This window comes from Pseudomonas sp. SED1 (genome assembly GCF_034044025.1).
Taxonomy (GTDB): domain Bacteria; phylum Pseudomonadota; class Gammaproteobacteria; order Pseudomonadales; family Pseudomonadaceae; genus Aquipseudomonas.
This window is the reverse complement of record NZ_JAXCIS010000037.1, coordinates 17,366-41,023: the sequence shown is the minus strand read 5'-3', so window position 1 is coordinate 41,023 and position 23,658 is coordinate 17,366. Positions and strand designations below refer to the sequence as shown.

Here is a 23,658-nt window from a genome sequence, read left to right as displayed (position 1 = left end):
GCCTTGCAGTGGCGAGAGCCTGCAATCTTGGCCACTGACGACCACCAGACGGCGCAGCACTCCCATGACTGAAATCACCCTGACCGGCACCACGGTCGAACTCCGCCCCCTGCAACGCGAACACTCGGCTGCCTTGGTACAGGCCGCCGCCGACGGGCAACTGTGGAACCTCAAGGTGACCAACGTGCCGGGCCCCGACACCGTCGAGAAGTACGTGGACATCGCCCTGGCCGGGCGTGAGGCGGGCACCATGATGCCGTTTGTCATCGTGCGCCGCGACACTGGTGAGGTGGTGGGCAGCACACGGTTCTGGAAGGTTGACCGGGTCAACCGCAAGCTGGAGATCGGCCACACGTATATCAGCCAGTCGGTGCAGAAATCCGGGGTCAACACCGAGGCCAAGCTGTTGCTGCTGACCCACGCGTTTGAAGTGATGGAGTGCGTGCGGGTGCAATTCACGACGGATGAACTGAATGAAAAATCCCGGGCCGCGATCCTGCGCCTCGGTGCGGTACAGGAAGGCATCGTGCGCCACGAGCGCATCATGCCCGATGGCCGCAAGCGCAACTCGGTGCGCTTCAGCATCATTGATCCGGAATGGCCGCAGGTGAAAGCGGGGTTGCTGGCCAGGCTGACTCGCTAGGGCTTGTGGCTCAGCTCTTCCACCAGCTCATCCATCCGGTCGGCAATTTTCGGCGTGGTCGACAACACAAAGCCTTTTTGCGTGCCCACATAGGTCTCGACGATATACAGCGTGTCGCCCACATCCAGCCCCAATTCCTGCAAGGCTTCGTCCGGCAGGCGAATGGCGCCGTCGCCGTCCCAGTCTTCGATCGTGACGCGTTTACTGTGCATGATGGCTTCCCGTTGAGCGATTGAACGGCCTAGCCTAACACCTCAAGCGACTGCAGGAGCCACTGCAGTGGTCATGATGAGCATCCGCAATCAGAAGAAACAATGAGGCCCAAGGTGGCTAAACGCCTTGCGTCGCGGGCGTGCTGACCTACGCTTTCTGAAGCTGGCGTAGGAATCATCCTTGAATTTGACTGTCGCAGACATGAAACTCAAGAACCCTGCATGGAATTCAAAGGAGGTGTGCATGCTCATCCGGTCGCTGACCCTGGCTACCTTGATGGCTTTTACGGGGCCGCTGCTGGCCGCGGATGATCTCAATCCGCTCAAGCAGGACCTGGGCAAGTCACGCCCGTTGGTGGTGGTGGAACTCGACTCCGGCAACCCAACGTTGGCCACTCTCAAGAAACAGCTGGAAGAGCCTGCCAACAAGCAGTCCTTCGAAGAGCGCAGCATGGTGCTCTACACCGTGTCCTTCGGCAGCATCGGCGCCGAAGGCGAGAAGTTCGCCAAGGAGGCCAAGGACAACAAGAAGCTCGCCCCGCCTGAAACCAATGCGCTGATCCGCGCACTCAAGTTGGGTGCCGGCAGTGGCACCAAAGTGATTCTGGTGGGCAAGGACGGCGAGAAAAAACTCGAGAAGACCGTGCCACCGGACACCCTCAACCTGGCGGATTTCTTCAGCGCGATTGATCAGATGCCCCAGGCTGAAAAGGAGCTTGCCGCCCCGGCCGAACCGGAACCGGCTGCGCCGAAAGCCGCGAAGCCTGGCAAAGCTGTGAAGCAAGCACCTGCTTCACAGCAACTGGACGACTGACCCACACTGTAGGAGCGAGCTTGCTCGCGAAAATCGTTAACGAAGACGCGGCCTCTCTGAATGGCCACGCCATCCTCAGGTTTTTCGCAAGCAAGCTCGCTCCTGCAAGTTGAGTAGTTGCAGCCTCTGCACTGTGCAGCATATGATAAACATTATCATTTGCACTCTGCGCGCCCTTCATGTCCCCGACCCCATCGGCAACTCCCACTGACCTGGCCACGCTTTACCAGCAGCAACACCGCTGGTTGCAGCAATGGCTATGGCGTCGTTTGAACTGTTCGCAGAGTGCCGCCGACCTGGCCCAGGACACGTTCCTGCGCTTGCTCACCAAGAACCAGCCCCTTGAAGTCCAGGCACCTCGCAGCTTTCTGGCGAAAGTCGCGCAGAGCGTGTTGTCCAATCACTACCGCCGGCAAAAACTCGAAAAGGCCTATTTGCAGGCCCTGACGCTGTTGCCGGAAGAGTCGGCTCCCAGCGCTGAAACCCAGTGGATTCTTCTGGAAACCCTGATGGCCCTAGACGAAGTACTCAGCCGCCTGGCACTGCCGGTGCGCCAGGCATTCCTGTGGTCGCAACTCGACGGCTTGAGCCATGGGGAAATTGCCGAACGCCTCGGCGCGAGCATCACCACCGTCAAGCGCTACATCGTCAAGGCGGGCGCCCAGTGCATCCTGCTGGACAGCCAGCGTTGATCAAGCCGTCGCCACTGTCTTTGGACGCGGCCGAGCAGGCCATGCATTGGCAGCTGGAATTGCAGGCGCCGCAGGTCAGTGAGCAAACCCGCGCCGAATGGCTCGCCTGGCGCCAGCAAGACCCAGCCCATGAATTGGCGTGGCAGCATTCCCAACGGTTTTTCCAGCGGATGCAGGACGTGCGCGCGCCGGCTCATCAGGCATTGGTGAAGGCCGCACTGTTGCCGGCATTGTCGCGGCGCCGGGTGATCAAGAACCTGGCCCTGCTGCTGGCAGCCGGCAGCGTGGCGTGGACGGCCCGGGATACACCCTTGGTGCAGCACTGGACCAGCGACTACAGCACCGGCGTCGGCGAGCAATGGCGCATCGACCTGGCAGACAATACGGAAGTCCAGCTCAATACCGACACCGCCATCGACGTGAAATACACCGACGATACCCGGCAAATCCATCTGCTGCGGGGAGAAATCCTGGTGTTGCCTAACCCGGCGGACACGCGCCCGTTATGGGTCAAAACCGCCGAAGGCCTGACCCGTGCCTCCGCCAACCGCTTCAGCCTTCGCCAGCGGGGCGGTTTTACCCAACTGGGTGCGGACCAGGGCGTGCTCTCGGCCCAGATCCCCATGGGCACCATCAGCCTGCAACCTGGGGAGATCATCAGTTTCGACGCCAACACACTGCTGGCGCGCAGGGCGCAGCGCGACGGCGAGCTGGCCTGGAGTCGCGGCATGCTGGTCGCTCAGGGGCGGCGCCTGGAAGACTTCCTCCATGAACTGAGCCGCTACCGGCGGGGCCACCTGGCCTGTGATCCAGCCGTGAGCGAGCTGCGAGTGTCCGGCACGTTTCCCTTGGGCGACACCGACCGCATCCTCACGACACTGGGCCAAACCCTCAAGCTGGACGTGGAGCATTTCACGCGTTTCTGGGTCACCCTCAAGCCACGACGAAACCTGGCCTGAATTTATTTTCGCCCAAGGGTGGTCCGTTTGCGTTTCTCACGAGACTCGTATCCCCAGAAGCCAACTTTACTGGGGAGCAGGGCATGCAAGCGCGACAACCGATACGTACAACATTGAAAAAAACACTGGCCGTCGCGGTGGTCCGGGGCATTGCCAGCCTGGCCATGGCGGCGCCCGTGCTCTTGGCGCCGGCGTGGGTACAGGCGGCTGAGCAACACACATTCGATATCAAGCCAGGCTCCCTGGCTGCTGCGCTGAACCAGTTCGGCCAGGTCACGCACATCCTGCTGTCTTACCCGGCGGTGCTCACCGAGGGCAAAACCAGCCCTGGCCTGCAAGGGCTGCATGACCTGGACAGCGGCCTGGCGATCCTGCTCGGCAACACCGACCTGCAAGCCGTGCGCGGCAGCGGTGACAGCTATTCCCTGGAACCGCGCCCCACCGGCGACGCCCTGCAACTGGGTACCGTGTCGATTTCCGGCAAGGCCCCGGGTTCGACCACCGAGGGCACCGGTTCCTACACCACCCAATCGTCCAGCAGTTCGACGCGCCTGAACCTCACACCCAGGGAAACCCCGCAATCGCTCACAGTGATGACCCGCCAACGCCTGGATGACCAGCGCCTGAGCACCCTCAGCGATACCCTCGACGCCACCCCCGGCATCGTCGTGCTACGCGACGGCCTGGGCTCGGAGAGCGACAGTTACTTCTCCCGGGGTTTCCAGATCCAGAACTTCGAAATCGACGGCGTGCCCACCGTCACCCGTATGGACAACTACACCCAAAGCATGGCCATGTATGACCGGGTGGAAATCGTACGCGGCGCTACCGGCCTGATCAGCGGCATGGGCAATCCCTCGGCCACCATCAACCTGATTCGCAAACGCCCGACAGCCCAGCCCCGCGCCAGCGTCACGGCCACGGCGGGCAACTGGGACCGCTATGGCAGCGGTCTTGACGTGTCCGGCCCGCTGACCGAAACCGGCAACGTGCGCGGGCGGCTGGTGGCGGACTACAAGACCGAACACGCCTGGATCGACCGCTACAAGCAAGAAACCCAACTGCTCTACGGCATCACCGAATTCGACCTGAGCGAAGACACGCTGCTGACCATGGGCTTCAGTTACCTGCGCACTGACGTCGACTCACCCGCCCGTTCCGGCTTGCCCACGCGCTTTACCGACGGCTCGCGGACCAACCTCAGCCGCTCGTTGAACACTGCACCGGCCTGGTCCTATAACGACCACGAGCAAACCAGTTTCTTCACCTCCATCGAGCAGAAGTTCGATAACGGCTGGAGCGCCAAGGCGGAATTCACCCACAGCGAAAACCAGTTCGACGAGGTCTTCAACTACGTCAACGGCTCCCTCAATCGTGACGGCAGCGGCACCACTCAACTGCCGGTGCGTTTCTCCGGCACACCACGCCAGGACAACCTCGACCTCTACGCCACCGGGCCGTTCGACTTGCTGGGGCGCGAGCATGAGTTGATCGCCGGCGTCACCCTGTCCAAGTACCGCGAAAGCGTGCCCAGTTACGGCGGTTGGCACTACGACTATTCCGGTTCGCCGGCGGGCGCCATCGACAACCTGTTCACCTGGGACGGGCATTCGGCCAAGCCGGACTTCAACGTTACCGGCAAGTCCTCGGCGGATGAGAGCCAGTACGCGGCCTACCTGAGCACGCGCCTGCGGGTTACCGATGACCTCAGCGTGATCCTCGGCAGCCGGGTGATCGACTGGAAGCGTGAAACTGAAGACCGACCTTATGCGGGGGATGCGACGCGCACCGATGAATCGCAAACCGGGGTCTACATTCCCTACGCTGGGGTGGTGTATGACCTGACCGAGAACTGGTCGGCGTATGCCAGCTACACCAAGATCTTCAATCCCCAGGCAACCTGGGTGCGGGACATCAACAACAAGCCCCTGGAGCCGATGGAAGGCAAGGGCTATGAAGTGGGCCTCAAGGGCAGCTTCTTCGATGAGCAACTGAATACCAGCCTGGCATTGTTCAAGCTGGAACAGGACAACCTGGCAATCTGGATCGATACCCCGGGCGGCAATACCTATCGCAACGAGAAAGGCACCACCACCGAAGGCGTGGAGCTGGAACTCAGCGGTGAACTCGCCGAAGGCTGGCAGGCATCCGCCGGCTACGCGTACGCGGTGAGCACGGATGCCAACGACAAGCGCATCGTCACCACCTTGCCGCGCCAGAGCTTGAAGACCTTCACCACCTACCGCCTGCCGGGGGACTTGAACAAGGTCACCGTCGGCGGTGGCGTGAACTGGCAGAGCAAGGTAGGCGAGGACCTGCACACCTTCAGCCAGGGCAGCTATGCGATTGCCAACCTGCTGGTGCGCTACGACATAACCCCCAAGCTCAGCACGTCGGTCAACCTCAACAACCTGTTTGACCGGGAGTACCTCAGTTACGCGGGCAACCACGGGATGTATGGTGCGCCGCGTAACCTGATGACCAGCCTCAAGTACGACTTCTAGGGTCGACCGGCCTGGGGCGCCGGTTTAGGCCCCAGGCTTCTCACCCGCCACGGCCGGCGCCTTGCGCACCGGGAACGGGAAGTAGAAGAACCGCAGGAACGCCACCCGCTTGATCACCTCGCCGATCATCAACGGCACCACCACCGCCACCACCAGCCCGATAAACGCGGCCGCCACATCCGGCAGGCCCAGGTGCTGCAGCAGCGCGATGGTTTTGTGCTGGATCTCGCCATGGAAAATCAACAGGATCAGGGTCGACTGCCCGATGTAGGTCATGGCGCGGGTCAATACCGCGGAGGTCATCATCAACCCGGCCAGCGCCCAGCAGATGTACACACCGATCACCGCCAGTGCACTGGTCCACAACCAATGGTCATAGCGCCGTTGGGCCAGGTCCATGGTGTCCCAGGTCGGGATGAAAATCGCGAAGTACACCACCAGCGCCACCACCATGCTCAGCAGTGAGCTCTGGTGTTTGCGCAGAACGTCCCGCAGCAGGTAACCGAGAATGAAATAGGTACTGCTGATCAACGTGACATCCAGGCTGAAGGGCAGCCCCGGCATCGTCCAGGTCTGGCCGCCGACGGTGATCGGTACCTGCCAGAACCAGTCCAGGGTCCAGACCCCCAGCAGCAACTGCACGCCCACCACCACGCAACTCCACACCAGTGACAGGCCCAGGCGTTGCATCAGCCGCAGCATCACCCAGGCAAACAGTATCGCCGCCCAGAAGTGCGGCAGAAACCACAAGGCCTGCCAGGGCAGGGTATCCACCGAGGCGTACAGCACGCCGCCAATGTCGGGCAGCAGCGGCTGGCCGCGCAGGATATCGCGCACCAACACGTATGCCAGCATCGTGGTGAAGAACGGCTTGAGCAGGGCATCGGCCTTGCGCACCGCCATTTCAACGAAGGGCTGCTCGGGCTTGAAGAACACTCCGGACAGGAAGAAGAACAGCGGCAGGATAAAGACCGCGAGTATCGGGTACAGCAAATCCGGGGAATGCTCCACGAACCAACCATGCCCGAACACGATGATCAGGATGCCAATGCCCTTGGCAATATCCATTTGAATCCAGCGTTTTTTCACCTGACTGCTCCCACTCTATAAATCTGCCTTGCGCCACGGCTTGAGCCACAGGCCCATGCCCAGCAACACCACGGCCCCAGCCAGGGTGCTCAACCCCAACTGCAGCCAAATACCTTGAACCCGAAACAACACCAACGCCGCCACGCTCATCACCAGCCCACTCAACAACCAGTGCCCCTTCCAGGGCAGGGCGCCGAGCAAGGCCTGGCGTTGCATCAGCAGCAACGCGGTGCACAGCACGCCGGCGAGGGCGGCCAGCGGGATACCCGCCAGGCCAAACACAAACGGCAGCACACCCAGCAGCACCACGTTCACCAGGCTGCCCAGCAACTCGCAGCGCAGCGGTTGGCGGGTGTCGCCGGCGGCGTAGGCATAACGCGCCAACAGGGCGTTCCAGGCGCCGAACACCAGCGGCACGGCAAACCAGGCCAGCAGTAGCGGCAACGGCGAATCCACCGACTGCTTCGGCAGCAGCAACGCCACCAGGCTCGGCGCTGCGGCCACCAGGCCAACGCCTGCGGGCAGGGTCAGCAGGCTGGCGGTTTCCAGGCCGCGCTTGAGCAGGGCCAGGCGCTCGTCGCCCTGGCGCCGGCTCATCATGCCCAGCAGCACCTGGTTGAGGCTCATCAGCGCAATCAGTGGCAAGTTCATCAGCTTGCGGGCCAGGTTGACCCAGGTCACCGCGCCTTCGCCCAGCAACGACGCCACCAATCGTTCAATCAATGCCAAACCCTGGCTGGCGCCATTGCTCAGCAGCAATGGGCCGATGCGCCCGCCCAGCTCGCGCAATTCCAGGGTCGAAGCCCGCAGCCGCCAAGGCCGCCAGCCCAGGCGTAACATCGACGGCAACAGCGCCAGGGGCATCAGGAAACTGCCCGTGAGGCAGGCCAACGCCAGGGAGTGCGGTTGCGTGGCGGTGCCGGCGAGGGCCAGGTAGGTCACCGGCGGCAGGTTGAACAGCAACGAACCGAGCCCCGCGACCACAAAGCGCTCGCTGGCCTGCAACGGAATACTGAACAGCGCATGCAGCATCAATCCCGGCACGCTCCAGGCGAGGATCTGCAAGTTGCTGCTGGCAAGGCTGGTGGCCGTTGCAGCGAGGCCCGGGCCGAGCAGTTGCACCAGCCACGGCGCCAGCAGCGTCAACAGCAGGCTGGTCACCAGCGCAATCAACAGCAGCGCCGGGAACAACACCGCCAGCCAGTCCAGGCGTTCGCTCTCCTTGCGTTGCAAGTACAGCGGCAGGGCGGCGGCGCTCAGCACGCCACCGGCCAGTGACATACGCAAGGCTTCGGGCAAAAACAGCGCAATCAGAAACGCATCGCTGCGCTCACCCGCGCCCCACGCGGCCACCAACAACCACTCACGGGCAAACCCGAGGCACAGTCCCAGCAGGGTTGCCAGGGTCAACCAGAACGCCGATCCGAGCATGCCTAGGGTCCGACGCTATCGAGCACGGGCTTGCGATATGACACGGTCTTGGCCTGTGGCAGCCGCGCCGGAAACAGTCGCCGCGCCTCCAGCACGTTGATCCCTACCATCAGCCAGAACAGCGCAATCATCACCAGGGCGAAACTGAAGTAGTGGTCAAAAAAGCCGCTGACCAGTGCCGACAGAATCCCCGCCGTGCTGCCCAGCCAAATCGCGTTGTCCTTGGTCAGGCGGATCGGGCCGATTTCCGGCCGGGACTCACGCCACCAGCGCCAGGTCACCGCGATAAACAGCAGCATGCTGATCACGCCGGTCTTGTAGACGAAGTTCAGCCACAGGTTGGAGATCCCCAGCAAGTGCGTGCCCGGCACTGGCGGGTCAACCTTGAAGCCAATGCCCAGCGGGTAACTGGCGACGGCCTGGGGGAACATCCGGTATTCGTCGAAGCGCACTTCGGTACTCGCGTTCTGGGTCGAAAAGATCGTCGCCAGACGTTCCTGCAACGGTGGATACGACAGCACCAGCGCCACGGCCAATGCCACGCCGATCATCAGCAAACGCCCGGTATATGGCACCCGCCGCGACGCCATCCAGATCAGCACCAGCGCCAGGCTGACCATCGCGCCCCGGCTACTGGCCAACAGCAATGCCGCTGCGCCCAGGCAGGCAACGCCCAGGCCGAGGCCGCGTTTCCAGCCGGTGTTGGTGATGCCGTAGCAGAACGCCAACGGCAGCAGCAACGCCATGATCCCGCCGGTGGCGTTGGGGTGCATCCACGGCGAACCCATCCGCGAGGCCATGGCGCCCAGGCCCAGGGACAGGGTGTCGAGGCTGCCGTAATTCATCAGGGTCAGGATCGGCAACATGCCCGAGGCCGAGCGCGAGCGGATAAACACGCCGATGGACATCACCAGCATCGCCAGGGTGCCCAGCAACAACGCGATCACCAGCGCTTCGCGGTTCTTCTGCTCAACCAGCAGCTTGGCGGCGAGGAACAGCACCGACAGGTTCAGCAACCAACGCAACCAGTTCGCCAGGCCGCTGGCCTCGGCGGTAATGCTCACCTGGCCGACGATAAACGGCACCACCGTGAAGATCATCAGCCACATCAACATGCGGTCGGTAGGGCGCCGGGACAGCGGTGGCGCAGCCGGCAGGCGCGAGAGGAAGCCGTGCCAGATCACCGCGGCCCAGGTCAGCGCAATCAACGCCTCACTGACCGTACTGCGAATCCCCAGGTTAAGCGTGGAGTAGGGCATGAACGTCGCCACCAGGGCGAACAGCAGCAGCCCCCAGAACGGGAACCGCAAAATCGTCACGGCAGCGGCCAGGCCGATCACCGCCAGCACGGCCTTGGCCGGGGAAAGGAACAGGATCAACCCACCAAACAGCAGGCCGAAGACGATGGCGACGAGGCTACCCAGTGAGATTCTCAATTCAATTCCTCGATCAGTTCGGCCAGGCGCCGACGGTAGGCCTGGTGGTTGAAACGTTCGGCCCAGCTGCGTAACTGTTCAGGTGGTTGTTCGACGGGTTGGTCGGCCAGGTGCAGCATCAATTGCACCAGCGCCGCACCGTCGGTGGGTGAAAACCGTGGCGCCAGGGGCGGGGTTATTTCGTCAAGCGAGGTACCGCTGGCTACCGCGACCGGGGTGCCGACGCTCAGGGCTTCAATCACCGGCAAACCAAAGCCTTCGGCATAAGAAGGCTGCCACAGGCGCGAGGCGTTGCGATAGAGCCCGTGCAACTCGGCATCGGAGACGCCGCTCAACGCGCGTATCCCGGGGTAGTTGCGCTGTGCTTCGGGCAAATGCTCCAGGCTGCCCACCAGCACCAGTTCCGGCACGCTTGGCGATTGGCTGCGCGCCTGCTGCCAGGCGTCCACCAGGAATGGCACGTTCTTGCGCAATTCCCGGGTGCCCACCAGCAGCCAATAGCGCTCGGGCAGTTGCCGGGCCGAGAGGTCTGCCGGCAAGCCGACAAAACCGACCACCTGATTGGGCAACACACGAATCTTGCCGGCCGCCTTGGGAAACAGCCGCGCCGTTTCATCGGCACTGTACTGCGAAGGCGTCCACACCCGGTCCGCCGTGTGCACCGCATAGGTGATCGACAGGCGATCGCTGGCCTTGTAGATCATCGCCTTCAGGCGATTGGCGTGGTAGTTGTCCAGGGTGATCTGAAACAGGTCATGCAGCAGCACCACGGTACGCAGGCCTTTGGGTTTGGGGGGCAGCGGCAGGCCCATATTGAAGGTGCTGATGTACACATCGATCTGCTCATCGCGCAGGGCCTTGGGCAAGAATCCCGCCTCGAAACGCAGGCGCTGATGGGGTTGATGCATGGCGGTCTTGGCGCAGCCCCAGTCCGGGCAATGCGCATTCAGGCGCAGTTCATCGCCCAGCGGCGCGACGGTAAAGCGTTCCAGCTCGATACCGGGCATGGCGCGCAGGGCATCTTCCAGGGCGTATACCTGGCGACTGATGCCTGATTGCGGCGAGGTGCCGACGGTACGGTAATCGAGGCCTACGCGCATGCCGGCTCCTTTTGGTTCAGGGGCGACAGTTGGGCGTACACCTGCTCCAGCTGGCTGGCAGCGACGCTCCAGTCATGGGCGCGGCGCACATAGGCGCGACCGGCTTCGCCCATCGGCGCTGCGGTTTCAGGCTGTTGCAGCAGGCGCACCACGGCGTCGGCCAGGCTGTCGGCGGTCTGGCCGCCGAGGTAGTCCAGGCCTTCCACCACATCCAGCCCGGACACGCCCTGGTCGGTACTCGCCAGCGGCAGGCCGGCGGCGAGGGCTTCGAGGACCTTTAGCTTGGAGCCTCCACCATGGCGCAACGGCGCCAAAAATACCGAGCAGCTCGATTGCAGGGCCAGCAGGTTGGGCACAAAACCTTGCCACTCGATGCGCCCGTCCTTCCAGCGTTCGCGCCAGCTTTCCGGCATACCGAAGCCGCAGACACTCATGCGTGCGTCGGGGCAGCGGGCCCAGACCTTCGGCAGGATTTCATCCAGTGCCCACTCGATGGCATCCACGTTGGGTGCGTATTCGTAGTTGCCGAGAAACAGCACGCGGCGGGTCGCCGGGTCAGGGCGGGCGGCGGCGAAGTGCGCGCAATCCACACCGTTGACCACCACCGGCACCGGTTTGCCGGCAATCTGCGCCAGGGTCTGGGCATCGGCCTCAGTCACCGCGACCACTTGCGCGGCCTGGCGCATCACCCGACGTTCCCAGCGGCCGTAGCGCCATTGATCGTAGCGAATAAACGGCAGCGCCCAGCCGGGCAGGCGGTCGTAAGTCGCGGCGCCGAGGGACGATTCCACATTGTGTTCGGTCAGCACAAACGGCTGGGAGCGACGGGCCAACGCAGCTTCGTAAGGCTGGAAGGTGTAGGTGTGTTCGATCTGCACCACGTCCCAATGCTCGGTCAGCAATCGCTCGAAGGTGTCCTGCAGTTCACCCGACAAACCATTCACACTGGCCAGCAGCGGGTAGGGTGCAAACAGCCCGGCCAGCAGGGTTTTCAGGCTGCGCAGCGGGCGGCGCGGCAGGATGATCAGCTGTTCCAGAAAGGCTTCCAGCACCTGGCGATCCGTCAGCGATACCGCCTGTTTGTCATGCAACAGCAAGGTGATCCGGTGCCCGCGCGCAGCCAGGCTGCGCAGCAAATGAAACTGGCGCGTCTTGCCACCGCTGGTAGCGGGCCAAGGCGAGTAGGGCAGGATCCAGAGGATGCGCATGGGTGGCTTCAATCCCATAACAGAATTTGCAGGTTGGGCTTGACCGGTACATCCAGTCCATTGGTGCCACTCAACGGTGTTTCGGTGCTGCGCAATGGGTCGTACAAGGTGGCGGTGGTCAGGCCCGGCAAGTGCGCGTTGCCGCCACGGGCCGACCAGAAGAACCAGACCTTGCGCCCATCGGCACGGGTCCAGCCGATGCTGAACAGGCCGTCGGGCAATTGGTCGGCGGTGGGCGGATCGCCCGGGGTCAATTTGGGCCCGCTCACCTGCAGGAAATTCTTCAAGGCGGTATACGACGGCTTGGGATTGGTGTCGATGTCGAGCAAGCCATAACTCTGGTCGCGCACGCTGGCGCGCTGGTCCAGGTCACTCAGGGTGAACAGGAAAATCTTGTCAAAATCCAGCGCGCTCATCAGTGCGATGCGGCGCACGATGTAGTCGGCCTGGCCTTGAGGCGTGATGAAGTCCTGCAGCTCTTTCGGGCCTTTATAGGTCGACCAGCCCCACTCGGTGCTCCACAGGGTTTTGACCCCGGCGGCCCGCAGTTTCTGATTGAACGCGCTGGTTTTGGCAACAAAGTCCAGGTTCGACGGGTCGTTGCCTTCGGGCAATTGGGTGTAGGGGTGATAAGACACCACGGTATTCAGGCTCGGCAGGCCCAGTTGCAGCAGCTCGTCGAGCATGTTCTGCCCGTTGGGCATTTCGCTGAAGAACGCCATGCCGGCCGTCACCACCGGTTTGTTCGGGTTCACCACCCGCAGCGCGGCAGCGGTGACTTTCAAGAGATTCGCATAGCCGGCCGGGTCGGCGACGGGGCGCCAGAAACCCAGCAGGTTCGGCTCGTTCCACACCTGCCATGCATCCACGCTGGGGTAACGCTGGGCCAGCAACGCCATGCGGTTGGCGAAAATGCCCGGGTCCTTGGGCGGGAACTGGTCCTGGAAGCGCGAAAAGGCCGGCGCGGTGGTGACGAACTTCGCCGAGCCCACCAGGTAGAACACCGACTTGATCTGGTTCTGCTGCAGCTTGTTCACCAGCTCATCGAGGGTCGCCACGTTGTACTGGTTCTCGGCGGTTTCCAGCTGGTCCCAGTGCAGGTCCAGGCGCACCCATTCCAGGCCCAGGGCCTTGAGGCGGTCGATCTGCTTCTGATAACGCTCGGGGCTGAACCACAGGAACTGCGCGTTCACCCCCAGAAAATCTTTCCACACGACCTCTTTGCTGCTCTTGAGCACATGGCTCTCGGCATCGGCCGGGCGGCCCCAAAGAAAGGCGGTCAGGCCCAGTGCGGCGACGATCGCGAGGGTCGCCAGGTAAGTCCGTTTACGTGCCATGGTTGCCTCCTGCAATGGCTTCACTAAACAGCTTCGCGAACTTCTGCGCGGTCAACGGCCACAGGCGTTCACGACCAATCGCCGCGGCGCGTTCGGCCCAATCCTGGGCCTTTTGCGGGTTGCGTGCGAGCAGCAACAGTTGTTCGCTCAAGGCGGCTACATCGCCTTGTGGGTAGATGGCGCCATTGCCGCTGGCGACTTCTTCGGCAAACGCCCGGGCATCGGAGGTGATCGCGCCGCGCCCGCAGGCGGCAGCCCACGACAATGCACCGCTGGTGCCGCGCTGGCGGCCCAACAGGCCGAGCTTTTTCGATTCGCGATACGGCAGCACCATCACATGGTGCGCCTGGATCGTCTGCGGGATGTCGCTGGCCGGCAAATTCAGCCGCCAGTCGATGGAGCCGGCCAGGCCGAGTTCGGCGATCTGGCTGTTCAACTGCTCCAGGTAATTGCCGCCCGCGCCAAACGCCATTTCGGCGGCAGTGCCACCGGCCAGGGTCAGGCGCACACGGTCACGCAATTCGGGGGCTTTTTCAAAGACGGCGGCCAGGGCCTGCAACAGGTCTTCGATGCCTTTGCCACGGTAGATAAAACCAAAATACAGCAGGTGCAGCGTGTCCAGTGGCGGCAAGGCCACGGGCGGGATATCCAGGTTGGCGTGGTTGATCACCGCCACCTTGCCGGCGGGCAATTGCATGCGCGCCGTCAGGCAGTCGGCGCCCAGGCGGGTGAGGGTCACCAGCCGGGTCAGGCCCTGGGCGACGTGGCGTTCTTCGCGCAGGGTCAAGGGATCGGCCAGCACCACCGCCGCTTGCGGCAATGGGCTGGGCAAGGATTCCAGCAGGTTCAGCGGAAAGGGCAATTGCTCGCGCCGCCAGACCATGCGTTCCGGGTCATGCACCGTGGCAGTCAGTGGCAGCGCAGGGTAGGCCTTGCGCAATTCGCGCAGGGCCAAAAACTCCCCCAGGCGCCCACCGCCCAGCTCGGCGTGGACCAGGTCAACACTCTGCCAATCGAAACCGGCAATCGCCTGTTTGATCGACGTCGTGCTGCTGACCACGCCCGTCAAGGGCGTAGCCACCTCGACGCCCAGTTGCTCCAGTGCCGTCTTGAAATGGTTCGCGTAGTCGGCGATCCCATTCTTTTCCGGCGGCAGGGGAGCGAGCAGGGCGATGCGCATCAGAACGAACCCCGATATTTGGCGATGGTTTTCAGCACCTTGACCGGCACCTCGAACTTGCGGCGGTTGATGATGATGCCATCGACCTTGCCGAACGCCGTGGTGAGGATCGACAGTGCATGTTCCACCACCGGTACCGTGCTTTTTTGCGCTTCTACGACCAGCGCAATCAGGTCGGCACGGCGCAGGTTGATGAACGCGTCACGGTTGTCCAGCAGCGCCGAGGCATCCAGCAACACCACTTGGCCAGGAACCGCCGGCTCAATCCCGCCGACCCGTACCCGCACGTCATTCTCTTCCAGCAACTGGCGCAACTGCTCGACGATAAAACTCACCCCTTCACCGTGTCGCGCGGAGGTCAGCCCCAGGGTCAGGCCCTGCTCGGCAATACGCTCCAGCGGCAGCAAGCCATACAGGCGATAAATGCTCGCGTTGAAGGCGTTGGTGCTTTGCGCGGTACTGGTGTCCAGCTCCGGCAGCGTGGTCCACAGCGGCAGGCCGAATTTGCCTTCCACCAGGCCGCCGTCGTGGATCCGTTGATCCAGCAGGTAGCACAGGTAGATCACCAGCAGCCCGACCACGATGGAGAACGGGATCGCCAGCAACAGCATCAACAGGGTTTTCGGGAAGACGCGCCCAGGGTTGAGGGTGGCTTCTTCGATCACCGCGATGTTACTGATTTGGCTCTTGTCCAGTTCACGGTCGATCCGCGATTTCTCCAGGCTGTCGACATACAGCGCGTAGTTTTTCTCGGTGCCGTTCAGCTCACGGGCCAGGCGCGCCAGTTCCGGCTCAATGGCCAGGGCGTCCTTGCGTTGGGCTTCCAGCTCTGTCAGTTGCTTTTGCTGTTGCGTCAGTTGTGTGCGCAGCGCCAGGTTGTTGCTGGTTTCATCCAGCAGCACCCGTTGCAGGTGGATTTCCAGGGTGTTTGGCGCACGGTTTTCCGAGCTTTGCACCGTGTCGCTTTCACCGGCGACCTGGGCCTGCATGGCACGGATCGAGGCGTCCAGGGCTTTGACCGGCGGCGCGTTATCCGTGTAGGTACGCATCATGTCGGCTTTTTCCAGGAGCTTCTGGTTCAGCAGGCGACGCAAGTCTTGTTGCTGCGGGTTCAACGCGATCTGGCGAACCGTGGTCACCTCTTTGGGCTGGCCCTTGAGTTGATTACGGGTGCTTTCGATGGCGCTGTCAGACGAGGCAATCAGGCGGGTGGAGTTGAACACTTCGCCACGCAGCACGTTGATCCGCTCGGACAAGTCTTCCAGACGGTCAGTGATGCTCGATGCGCCGATCTCGTTCAAGTGCGTGAGGATCTGGTCCTTGTAGCTCTTGATCTGGGCAGCGCTTGAAGACACCTGGCCTTCATAGAACGCGTACAGGCTCTTGCGGCCCAACGCCTGGGTGCGCTCGTCGATGTACGTCTCGACCCAATCCTTGACCACCGCCTGGGCGATTTGCGGATCATCCCAACGGAAGCTGATGTCCATCACCGTAGAGCCGACGGCGTGGGTCACTTCGAAGTTTTTCTCCAGGCTTTTCGCCAGGCGTTCCACCGGGGTGGTTTCTTCGACGATGCCAACGGTTTCCAGCACCACTCGCACACCGTCAAACACGGCGCTGATGCCTTTTTTGACGTACCACTTGGTGCGTTTCCACACGCCTTCCGGCGGCTGCATCTTGTCCATCACTTCCAGGTAATGCTCGGCCACGGCACGTACGATGGGGCGCCCGGTCAGCAAGCGCTCTTCGTCGACAATCGGGTCGCGCTGAGTGCTCGGCATGACGATCGGCTGACGGTTGTTGACCTCGATCGGCATCGTCGAGTCACGGCCCGGTTTTACCAGCAACCGCGCGGTGGATTCATACTTGGCCGGCAGCAGGAACGCCCCCAGCAAAATGATCACCAGCGCGGCAATCGCCGCCAGTTTGAACTCGTGCTTGAAGATGAAGAACAGGCGCAGAAGATCACGAAAAGAACGGATCTCGATCATGGGATGTCGCTCCTTTAGTGGTTCGTGGTGTAGCTGTAGCCCACACCAATGGATTTGGTGAAGGGAATCAGCTGGTTCAGGTAAGTGTCCACGCCTTGGATCCGTTCGCCGACGTTGGACTTGGGTACAAACACCACGTCACCGCGTTGCAGCGCCACGGGCTTGCGGCCCAGTGCGCCGTTCTTCAGGTACTGGCTGAAATCCAGGAAGTAAGCGTGATAGATACCTTGGCCATCTTCACGCAGCAGGGCGACCATGCTCGCGTTGCCCACCGGGCTGACGCCGCCGGCACCGAGAATCGCCTGCTCCATGGTCGGGGCCGTGGCGATGGAGATCGCCGACGGGTTGAACACCGCGCCGCCGACGATCACCGTGTTACCCGGCGCCTGGTTGATATTCACCGTGACCCGAGGCTCGCGATACACCGGTGCGAGTTTCTGGCTCAGCTCGGCGGCGACTTCCGCCGGCGTGCGCCGCGCCACCTGGATCGGGCCCAGGAAGGGGTAGTTGATCTTGCCGTCGTTCTGCACGGTGTACAGCGTCAGCTCATAAATCGTGCTGACGTTGAACGCCGACAGGGTCGGCATTTCCCCGGCATCGCGGACGATCCGCAGCTGGTCGCCGATGCGGATCCGCTCCACCGCCGGCGGCAACTGGGCCATGCGATCGAGGGCCTGCTTGCCCTCGTTCACGGTCTTGCCATCGGGCGCGACGATCCGCGCGGGCGTATTGCAGGCGGCCAATGCCATCATGGCCAGGACGAGCAAGGTTCGTTTCATCAAAGGGGTCTTCCTGTAGGTCATGATGCTCACCTCCAATAACCGGGGAACATGCTGATGCGCCGCTTGAGGGCGAGGGGGAGCTGGCGCTCCAGATGGCCCAGCCGGTAGCCGAGCAATTTGAACGCGCTGCGCACCAGTACTTCGGGTACGCGGTGCAATGCACCGGCTTCGCGTAATGCTCGAAGCTCAGCCAGTACATAGCGTTTACCTTCACCGCCGGCATCGCCAAAAGCCTGGCGGATCCACGGCTCACGGCCGTAGAAAACGCCAATGTCGAAGTAGCGGTGAAACTCATCCATGAGACGGTAATCGTGGGAGTGATAGACCAGCGCGGTGGCGGCGTAGCGCACCTTGTAGCCTTCCAGCAGCATGCGGGCGGCGACGTAGGCGTCCTCGCTGCCGATCACATCCGCGGGGAAGCCACCGACGGCTTGCAGGGCGCTGCGCCGGTACACCGAAAAAGAATCCGAACTGAAGCAGGTCTTGATCCCCAACTCCGGCGCATCTGCCAGGCTTTTGCTGCGGCTTTGCGGCGGGTAGTTGAAGTGACGTGACTGGGCGCCCAGCACACCGGCATCCGGGTGCGGCAGTTGGCGGCCATACGCAACGCCGTTGAGCGGGTCCAGTTCCAGCTCGCCCACCAGGTTGGCGAAGGTCTCGGGTTCGGCAGGGATCGCATCCTGAGTCATCACGATCAGCGCGTCGCCGTCGACTTGCTCGCTGGCCCAGCGGCGCGTGCCGCCATGGTTGAAATCCTTGGCATCGATCACTTCGACCCGTACGCCGAACTCGCGAAAACGCGCCACGGTGTCATCGCTGGAGGCGCTGTCGACCACCAGGGTTTCGTCCGGTTGCAGGGTTTGCATGCGCAGCGCCGGCAGCAGCCTGTCGAGGTGGCTGGCCGCGTTGCGGGTCGGGATGATCAGGGCGGTTCGCATCAGCTTTTCACTTCGGCCGGAGCCCGGCCGTAAATGTCGTCAAAGCGCACGATGTCGTCTTCCCCCAGGTACTCGCCGCTCTGCACTTCGATCATCACCAGGTCGATGATGCCGGGGTTGGTCAAACGGTGTTTGTGCCCGGCCGGAATGTAGGTGGACTCGTTGGCGTTGATCAGGAATTCACGGTCGCCGTTGGTAATCATCGCCGCGCCGCTGACCACTACCCAGTGTTCGCTGCGGTGATGGTGCATCTGCAACGACAGCGAGGCGCGTGGCTTGACCACGATGCGCTTGATCTTGAAGCGGCTGCTTTCTTCCAGCACGGTGTAGGTACCCCACGGCCGGGTAACGGTGCGGTGCAGGCTGAAGGCCGGATGGTTCTGGCGCTTGAGCTCGGCGACGATGTAGCGCACGTCCTGGCTGCGGTTGGCGTCGGCAATCAGGATCGCGTCCGGGGTGTCGACGATGATCAGGTCACTCACGCCCACGGCGCCCAATACGCGCTTGGGCGAGTCGATGTAGCAGTTGTGCACGTCGTGCAGGATCGCTTCACCGTTGATTTGGTTGCCATTGGCGTCGCTCGGGGTGAGCTGGCGCACTGCGTCCCAGGAACCGATATCACTCCAGCCGATGTCGCAGGGCACCACGGCCACTTGCGCGGATTTTTCCATCAGCGCCACGTCGATCGAGATATCCGGCGCCGACCCGAAGCCTTCAGCGTTCAATTCGCGCTGGCGGCAGTTGTTGTTATTCAGGCTGTGGCTGTGGTCGAGGGCGGCTTTCGCGGCGTCCAGTACGGCGGGGGCGTGCAGCGCAAGCTCGTCGAGCAATGTGCCCGCCTTGAAGCAGAACATCCCGGCATTCCACAGGTGCTTGCCGCCGTCCAGATACCCCTGGGCGGTGGCCAGGTCGGGCTTCTCGACGAAACGCTTGACCCGGAAACCCTGGCCCAGTGCATCGCCTTGTTCGATATAGCCGAAGCCGGTTTCAGGGTGGTCGGGCTGGATGCCGAAAGTCACCAGGTAGCCGGCCTCTGCCAATTCGCGGGCCTGGGTGACGGCATCGGCGAAGGCGCTTTCATCGAGAATCAGATGGTCGGCAGGCATCACCAGCAACTGCGCCTCGCCGCCGAAATTCTCCTGCACGTGCAGGGCGGCCACGGCGATCGCAGCGGCGGTGTTGCGCCCGAATGGCTCCAGCAGCAGGTCGAGGGCCAGGTGGGTCTTGTTGACCACACGGTAGTCATCGAGGGTGCGAAACAGCATCTCGCGGTTGGTCACCGTCAGCACGCTTTCCACGCCCGGCAAGTGACTGGCCCGCAGGAAGGTCTTCTGCAACAGGCTCTGGTCGTCACGCATGCGCATGAAGGGCTTGGGCATGTTCTGTCGCGACACCGGCCACAGCCGGGTGCCCGAGCCACCGGAAATAATGCAGGGAATCAAGCCGTTGAGGGTGTTCATCAATAGACTTCCTTGGTCGAAAGGACGGCTGGGACCGTCATGAAAACGATGTACAAGTCGAACCACACCGACCACTTCGAGATGTATTCCAGGTCGTACTCAACGCGTTTTTGAATCTTGAACAGGGTGTCGGTTTCACCACGATAGCCGTTGATTTGCGCCCAGCCCGTGATGCCCGGTTTCACCCGGTGCCGCGAGCTGTACTCGCTGACGGCGACTTCGTAGGGCACGCCGGCGGCCTTGGTCGCGGTGGCGTGGGGGCGCGGGCCGACCATCGACATGTTGCCCAGCAGCACGTTGAACAACTGCGGCAGCTCATCGATGCTGGTCTTGCGAATGATCCGGCCCACGCGGGTGATGCGCGGGTCGCCACGGGTGGTCTGGCGGTCGGCGTTGAAGTCGCTCATCTCGGCGTACATCGAACGGAACTTGAACACCCGAATCACGTTGTCGTTGTAGCCAAAACGGTTCTGGCGAAACAGCACCGGGCCCTTGGAGTCGAGCTTGATGGCAATCGCCGTGATCAGCATGATCGGCGACAACGCCACAAGGCCAAGGGTCGCCAGAATCAGGTCTTCGCAGCGTTTGATAAACGGCGACCAACCCCGCAGCGGCACATGGGAGGTGTTGAACATCAGGATGCCGCCGACATCGGTGATGCGGCTGTGGCCATAACGCAGGGCGGCCATGTCGGGCACCAGCATCACGTTGACCGACATCTGCCGCAGGCGCTTCACCAGCCCGTTGATCCGCTGTTCGGCGGCCCAGGGCAGGGTGATCATCACTTGGTTGACCTGCTCGGAGCGGATCAGCTTTTCCAGGTCGCGGGTATTGCCCAGCAGCGGCAGATTGCTCAGTTCCTTGGGGATGCGCTCGGTGCGGTCGTCGATAAAACCGATCAGGCCGGAGCGGATATCACCGTTGCGTTGCAAGTGGTCGGCCACGTGCACGGCGGTGTCGGTGAAGCCAAGGATCACCGTACGCTGCAAGTATTTGCCGTTGGCCATCAGGTTGCGGAACAGACGCAGCATCACGATCCGCTCCAGCCCGAACAACGCGAGGCTGGCGACAAACCAGAACGCCAGGTTGCGCGGGCTCAACTGCGGGAACATCAGCAGAATCTGGTACATGAACAGCAGGATGCAAAACGCCGAAGACCAGGCCACCAGCATGGTGCGAAACCGCAGGCGGTTGCTGAACAACTCCTCGGAGTAAACCCCCATGGCCTGGAACAGAATAATCGTCAGGATCGCGAAGAACAGCAGCAAGCCGAGAAAGTGCGCGCGCAACTCGGAGGCCATCGGTTCTGGATAAAACACGAGGATCAGCGCTGGCAAAACGGCGGTGAGACCGTGCATCAACTTTACGAAAACAACGAAAAACTCAATAAAACCGGCCCGGGTCAAAAACAGGCTGTCGACTGACGACTTCTCGCGCATAAAAACATCCCTCATTGCACACCAGGGCTTCCTTGTTTGGCTGCTCATCCATAAAGGCAGGGCTTGCTTTATAAGTGGCGCCAGACGAACGGCTTGCTTCGCTGGGTAATACGCAATTACCTATCTATTTGCAGGGAATTTGCGGGGTAATGGCTAAATGATGGTTCTCTTTTCCCTATTCGTCAAGGTTTTGACTTTTTTATAAGGGTGTCGGTCTAGACACATTATCTACTCGTCGACGTGACAGATTGTTGACTGTCTTGGTCGAGCTCTCGGGTTTTTCGAGAACAAAATGCTGGCGTTTTGGAGTGTAGGAACAAATTTGGGAAATTTCCTGCCGGGGAGGAAAACCTTTTTTTGACGGAGGTAGGACGCGGGGTTTTTCGGGGACAAGCGACGAGTGGTGAGGACGTGAGTCCGTCACCACATCGGTGCGGTACTAAGCTTGAAGATCGCTTTTCAAAAATGTCGATCAGTTCGGATGTTGCTAAGCCTTGCGCAAGTGCAAGCACTCAATCGACCGGTCGACGGTGGTCTTGGCTATTTCCAGCAAATGCCACACCGCCAATAACTTCGCCCGCTCGGGGCTTTGCAGCAGTTCGCCGCAGTCGAGGGCGGTGGCCGAGGCGCTGCTGAGCAGGCTGGCGGTGTAGAGCAGGGAGTCTTCGAAGCTCAGGTCTTCGTTCACCGTGTGGAAGCCCTGGGAGGGCAGGTAGTGTTCGAGTGCGCGATTGAACGCGGCGCGGTTTTTCAGCAGGTCGCTGGGTGGGTCGGGGACGGCTTTATTCATGGTGTAGCTCCTTTTCGGTTAAGGAGTCGGCCCTTCGCGACTAAACGTAGGGTGGCGGCTGTACGCAGGTTAGTCGACCGGCCGAAAAGGAAAAACCCGGCGCACCCGAAGGTGCCCTGCGCACAGCCACCATAAAACCTCATGATGGGACCATGCGCCTTTTCAGAACCGGGCGACTAAACCCGTTCACTGATGAGCAGTGAAGGGGCGAAGACTAGCCACCGGTTCCAACAGGCACAAGGCCGAAAGATTGTCTCGGAAACGTCCCGCAAATCAAAGGGATTTACCCTGCTGGCCCTTTATTCATATCCGAATGGCCTCGCGAATTTTCCCCAAGGCTAATCTCAACGTTGCCAAATCAATCGACCCCAACGCCACTCGCAACGCATGCGGCACATGGGCCGTACAGGCAAACGGCTCTGCGCTGGTGACGCGCACACCCTGGCCCTCCAGCGCAGCCACCACTGCATCCGCCCGCAGACCTTCGGGCAACACCAGCCACAGGTAATACGACGCCGGATGCGCAATCACCTCAAACCCTCGCAATACCTCCCGGGCCAGCGCCTGTCGCTGGCGCGCATCCTGACGCTTCTGTTCCTCCAGCGTATCCACCGCGCCGGACTCGATCCAACGGCAGGCCAGGTTCACCGTGAGCGTCGGTGTGCTCCAGGTCGAGACGCGAATCGCTTGCTCCAGCGCCGGTACCCACGCTTTGGGCGCCACGATAAACCCCACCCGCAACCCCGACGCTACGCTCTTCGACAGGCCGGACACGTACACCGTGCGCAACGGCGCATAGGTGAACAACGGCTTGGGCGCCGGCTCTGCGAGAAAGGCGTAGGCGCCGTCTTCGACCAGTAGAAAATCGTAGCGCTCAGCCAACACTGCAAGGCGTTGGCGGTCGGTTTCGCTCATTACCGTGCCCAGCGGATTGTGCAGGGTGGGCATGCAGTAAAACGCCCGCACCGGGCGCCGTTTGCACAAGGCCTCCAGCGCATCCAGATCAGTATGGCCAGCCGGTTGCGGCAGAGGCTCCAGGTCTATGCGCTGGGATTGGGCCAGGGTTTTCAACCCGGGATACGTCAGCGCATCAACCGCCAACACATCCCCCGGTTGCAGCAACGCCATCAGGCTGACAGAGAGACCTTGCTGCGCCCCGTTGACGATCAGCACCTGCTCGCCACCCACGCGAATCTGCCGATTGCGCAGGTGCCGCGCCGCCGTCTGCCGCTCATGGGCGCGGCCACCCTGAGGGGCAGAATGCAGCAGGGCATCGAGGTCGCCCGAGGCGGCGATGGCGCGCAAACCGTCGCGCAGCATTTCGGCCTGGCCGGGCAACGAAGGGTAGTTCAGGCTCAGGTCCACGGTGCCCGGTTGCAGCGGTTGTTGCACCAGGCCCATGCCTCGCAGCAGGGTGGTGTCGCGCACAAACGTGCCGCGCCCTGGCTCACCCACTACCAGACCACTGGCCTCCAGCTCGCTGTACACCCGCAACGCCGTCGCCAGAGCAATGCGATGGCTGTTCATCAGGCTGCGCACGGTCGGCAACTGGGTGCCCGGCGGCAATTTCCCGGCGCGAATCCGCGTGGCCAGTTCATCGACGATCAGTTTGTAGCGGACCTGAGCCATGGCGTGTTCCCGTGTAAAGCGTAT

General features: G+C 62.1%; 20 protein-coding genes. 5 read left to right on the top strand and 15 right to left on the bottom strand.

What is annotated here, in order from left to right; genetic code table 11:
• Positions 1 to 64: 64 nt before the first annotated feature.
• Positions 65 to 643 (top strand): GNAT family N-acetyltransferase, encoded by a 579-nt coding sequence (locus tag SNL23_RS04575; RefSeq protein WP_318301730.1) that lies wholly within the window; start codon positions 65 to 67, stop codon positions 641 to 643.
• On the opposite strand, the gene SNL23_RS04570 is transcribed toward SNL23_RS04575, so the two are convergent.
• Positions 640 to 855 (bottom strand): AbrB/MazE/SpoVT family DNA-binding domain-containing protein, encoded by a 216-nt coding sequence (locus SNL23_RS04570; RefSeq protein ID WP_003208231.1) that lies wholly within the window; start codon positions 853 to 855, stop codon positions 640 to 642. The genes SNL23_RS04575 and SNL23_RS04570 overlap by 4 nt on opposite strands.
• Positions 856 to 1,099: 244 nt before the next feature.
• Here SNL23_RS04570 and SNL23_RS04565 point away from each other — a divergent pair, with 244 nt between their 5' ends.
• The 4 genes from SNL23_RS04565 (at position 1,100) to SNL23_RS04550 (ending at position 5,824) form a co-directional block, all read left to right on the top strand.
• Complete coding sequence (locus tag SNL23_RS04565; protein ID WP_318301729.1) at positions 1,100 to 1,669, top strand: DUF4174 domain-containing protein; 570 nt, start codon at positions 1,100 to 1,102, stop codon at positions 1,667 to 1,669.
• A 179-nt stretch (positions 1,670 to 1,848) separates the two neighbouring features.
• Positions 1,849 to 2,361 (top strand): sigma-70 family RNA polymerase sigma factor, encoded by a 513-nt coding sequence (locus tag SNL23_RS04560; protein WP_167665731.1) that lies wholly within the window; start codon positions 1,849 to 1,851, stop codon positions 2,359 to 2,361.
• Complete coding sequence (locus tag SNL23_RS04555) at positions 2,334 to 3,320, top strand: FecR domain-containing protein (RefSeq protein WP_318301728.1); 987 nt, start codon at positions 2,334 to 2,336, stop codon at positions 3,318 to 3,320. The genes SNL23_RS04560 and SNL23_RS04555 overlap by 28 nt, the downstream gene beginning before the upstream one ends.
• A gap of 83 nt (positions 3,321 to 3,403) precedes the next feature.
• Positions 3,404 to 5,824: a TonB-dependent siderophore receptor gene (locus tag SNL23_RS04550; protein WP_318301727.1), complete on the top strand. Its 2,421-nt coding sequence runs from the start codon at positions 3,404 to 3,406 to the stop codon at positions 5,822 to 5,824.
• Between the two features lie 24 nt (positions 5,825 to 5,848).
• On the opposite strand, the gene SNL23_RS04545 is transcribed toward SNL23_RS04550, so the two are convergent.
• The 14 genes from SNL23_RS04545 to SNL23_RS04480 form a co-directional block, all read right to left on the bottom strand.
• A complete protein-coding gene (locus tag SNL23_RS04545; protein WP_412104155.1) occupies positions 5,849 to 6,913 on the bottom strand; it encodes an acyltransferase family protein in 1,065 nt (354 codons plus the stop codon).
• 15 nt (positions 6,914 to 6,928) lie between these two features.
• Complete coding sequence (gene murJ / locus SNL23_RS04540; protein ID WP_318301726.1) at positions 6,929 to 8,344, bottom strand: murein biosynthesis integral membrane protein MurJ; 1,416 nt, start codon at positions 8,342 to 8,344, stop codon at positions 6,929 to 6,931.
• Between the two features lie 2 nt (positions 8,345 to 8,346).
• Positions 8,347 to 9,774 carry an O-antigen ligase family protein gene (locus SNL23_RS04535; RefSeq protein WP_076014349.1) on the bottom strand — a complete coding sequence of 476 codons (1,428 nt, stop codon included), beginning with the start codon at positions 9,772 to 9,774 and terminating at the stop codon, positions 8,347 to 8,349.
• Between the two features lie 2 nt (positions 9,775 to 9,776).
• On the bottom strand, positions 9,777 to 10,880 hold the full coding sequence (locus tag SNL23_RS04530; RefSeq protein WP_318301725.1) for a glycosyltransferase family 4 protein: 1,104 nt from the start codon (positions 10,878 to 10,880) through the stop codon (positions 9,777 to 9,779).
• Positions 10,871 to 12,088 carry a glycosyltransferase family 4 protein gene (locus SNL23_RS04525; RefSeq protein WP_318301724.1) on the bottom strand — a complete coding sequence of 406 codons (1,218 nt, stop codon included), beginning with the start codon at positions 12,086 to 12,088 and terminating at the stop codon, positions 10,871 to 10,873. Before SNL23_RS04525 ends, SNL23_RS04530 begins: the two co-directional genes overlap by 10 nt.
• Positions 12,089 to 12,096: 8 nt before the next feature.
• Positions 12,097 to 13,425 (bottom strand): GH39 family glycosyl hydrolase, encoded by a 1,329-nt coding sequence (locus SNL23_RS04520; protein WP_318301723.1) that lies wholly within the window; start codon positions 13,423 to 13,425, stop codon positions 12,097 to 12,099.
• Complete coding sequence (locus SNL23_RS04515; RefSeq protein WP_318301722.1) at positions 13,415 to 14,605, bottom strand: glycosyltransferase; 1,191 nt, start codon at positions 14,603 to 14,605, stop codon at positions 13,415 to 13,417. The genes SNL23_RS04520 and SNL23_RS04515 overlap by 11 nt, the downstream gene beginning before the upstream one ends.
• Positions 14,605 to 16,596 (bottom strand): GumC family protein, encoded by a 1,992-nt coding sequence (locus SNL23_RS04510; protein WP_076014316.1) that lies wholly within the window; start codon positions 16,594 to 16,596, stop codon positions 14,605 to 14,607. The genes SNL23_RS04515 and SNL23_RS04510 overlap by 1 nt, the downstream gene beginning before the upstream one ends.
• A 14-nt stretch (positions 16,597 to 16,610) precedes the next feature.
• Entirely contained in the window at positions 16,611 to 17,375 is a 765-nt protein-coding gene (locus SNL23_RS04505) for a polysaccharide biosynthesis/export family protein (protein ID WP_076014315.1), read from the bottom strand.
• Between the two features lie 29 nt (positions 17,376 to 17,404).
• On the bottom strand, positions 17,405 to 18,316 hold the full coding sequence (locus SNL23_RS04500; RefSeq protein WP_063028458.1) for a glycosyltransferase family 2 protein: 912 nt from the start codon (positions 18,314 to 18,316) through the stop codon (positions 17,405 to 17,407).
• Complete coding sequence (locus SNL23_RS04495) at positions 18,316 to 19,776, bottom strand: mannose-1-phosphate guanylyltransferase/mannose-6-phosphate isomerase (RefSeq protein WP_318301721.1); 1,461 nt, start codon at positions 19,774 to 19,776, stop codon at positions 18,316 to 18,318. Before SNL23_RS04495 ends, SNL23_RS04500 begins: the two co-directional genes overlap by 1 nt.
• The gene (locus SNL23_RS04490; protein WP_318301720.1) at positions 19,776 to 21,215 is read right to left on the bottom strand and encodes an undecaprenyl-phosphate glucose phosphotransferase; all 1,440 of its coding nucleotides are present in this window, start codon (positions 21,213 to 21,215) and stop codon (positions 19,776 to 19,778) included. The genes SNL23_RS04495 and SNL23_RS04490 overlap by 1 nt, the downstream gene beginning before the upstream one ends.
• 487 nt (positions 21,216 to 21,702) lie before the next feature.
• On the bottom strand, positions 21,703 to 22,005 hold the full coding sequence (locus tag SNL23_RS04485; protein ID WP_076014311.1) for a DUF6124 family protein: 303 nt from the start codon (positions 22,003 to 22,005) through the stop codon (positions 21,703 to 21,705).
• A gap of 303 nt (positions 22,006 to 22,308) precedes the next feature.
• Complete coding sequence (locus SNL23_RS04480; RefSeq protein WP_167665739.1) at positions 22,309 to 23,634, bottom strand: aminotransferase-like domain-containing protein; 1,326 nt, start codon at positions 23,632 to 23,634, stop codon at positions 22,309 to 22,311.
• Positions 23,635 to 23,658 lie beyond the last annotated feature (24 nt).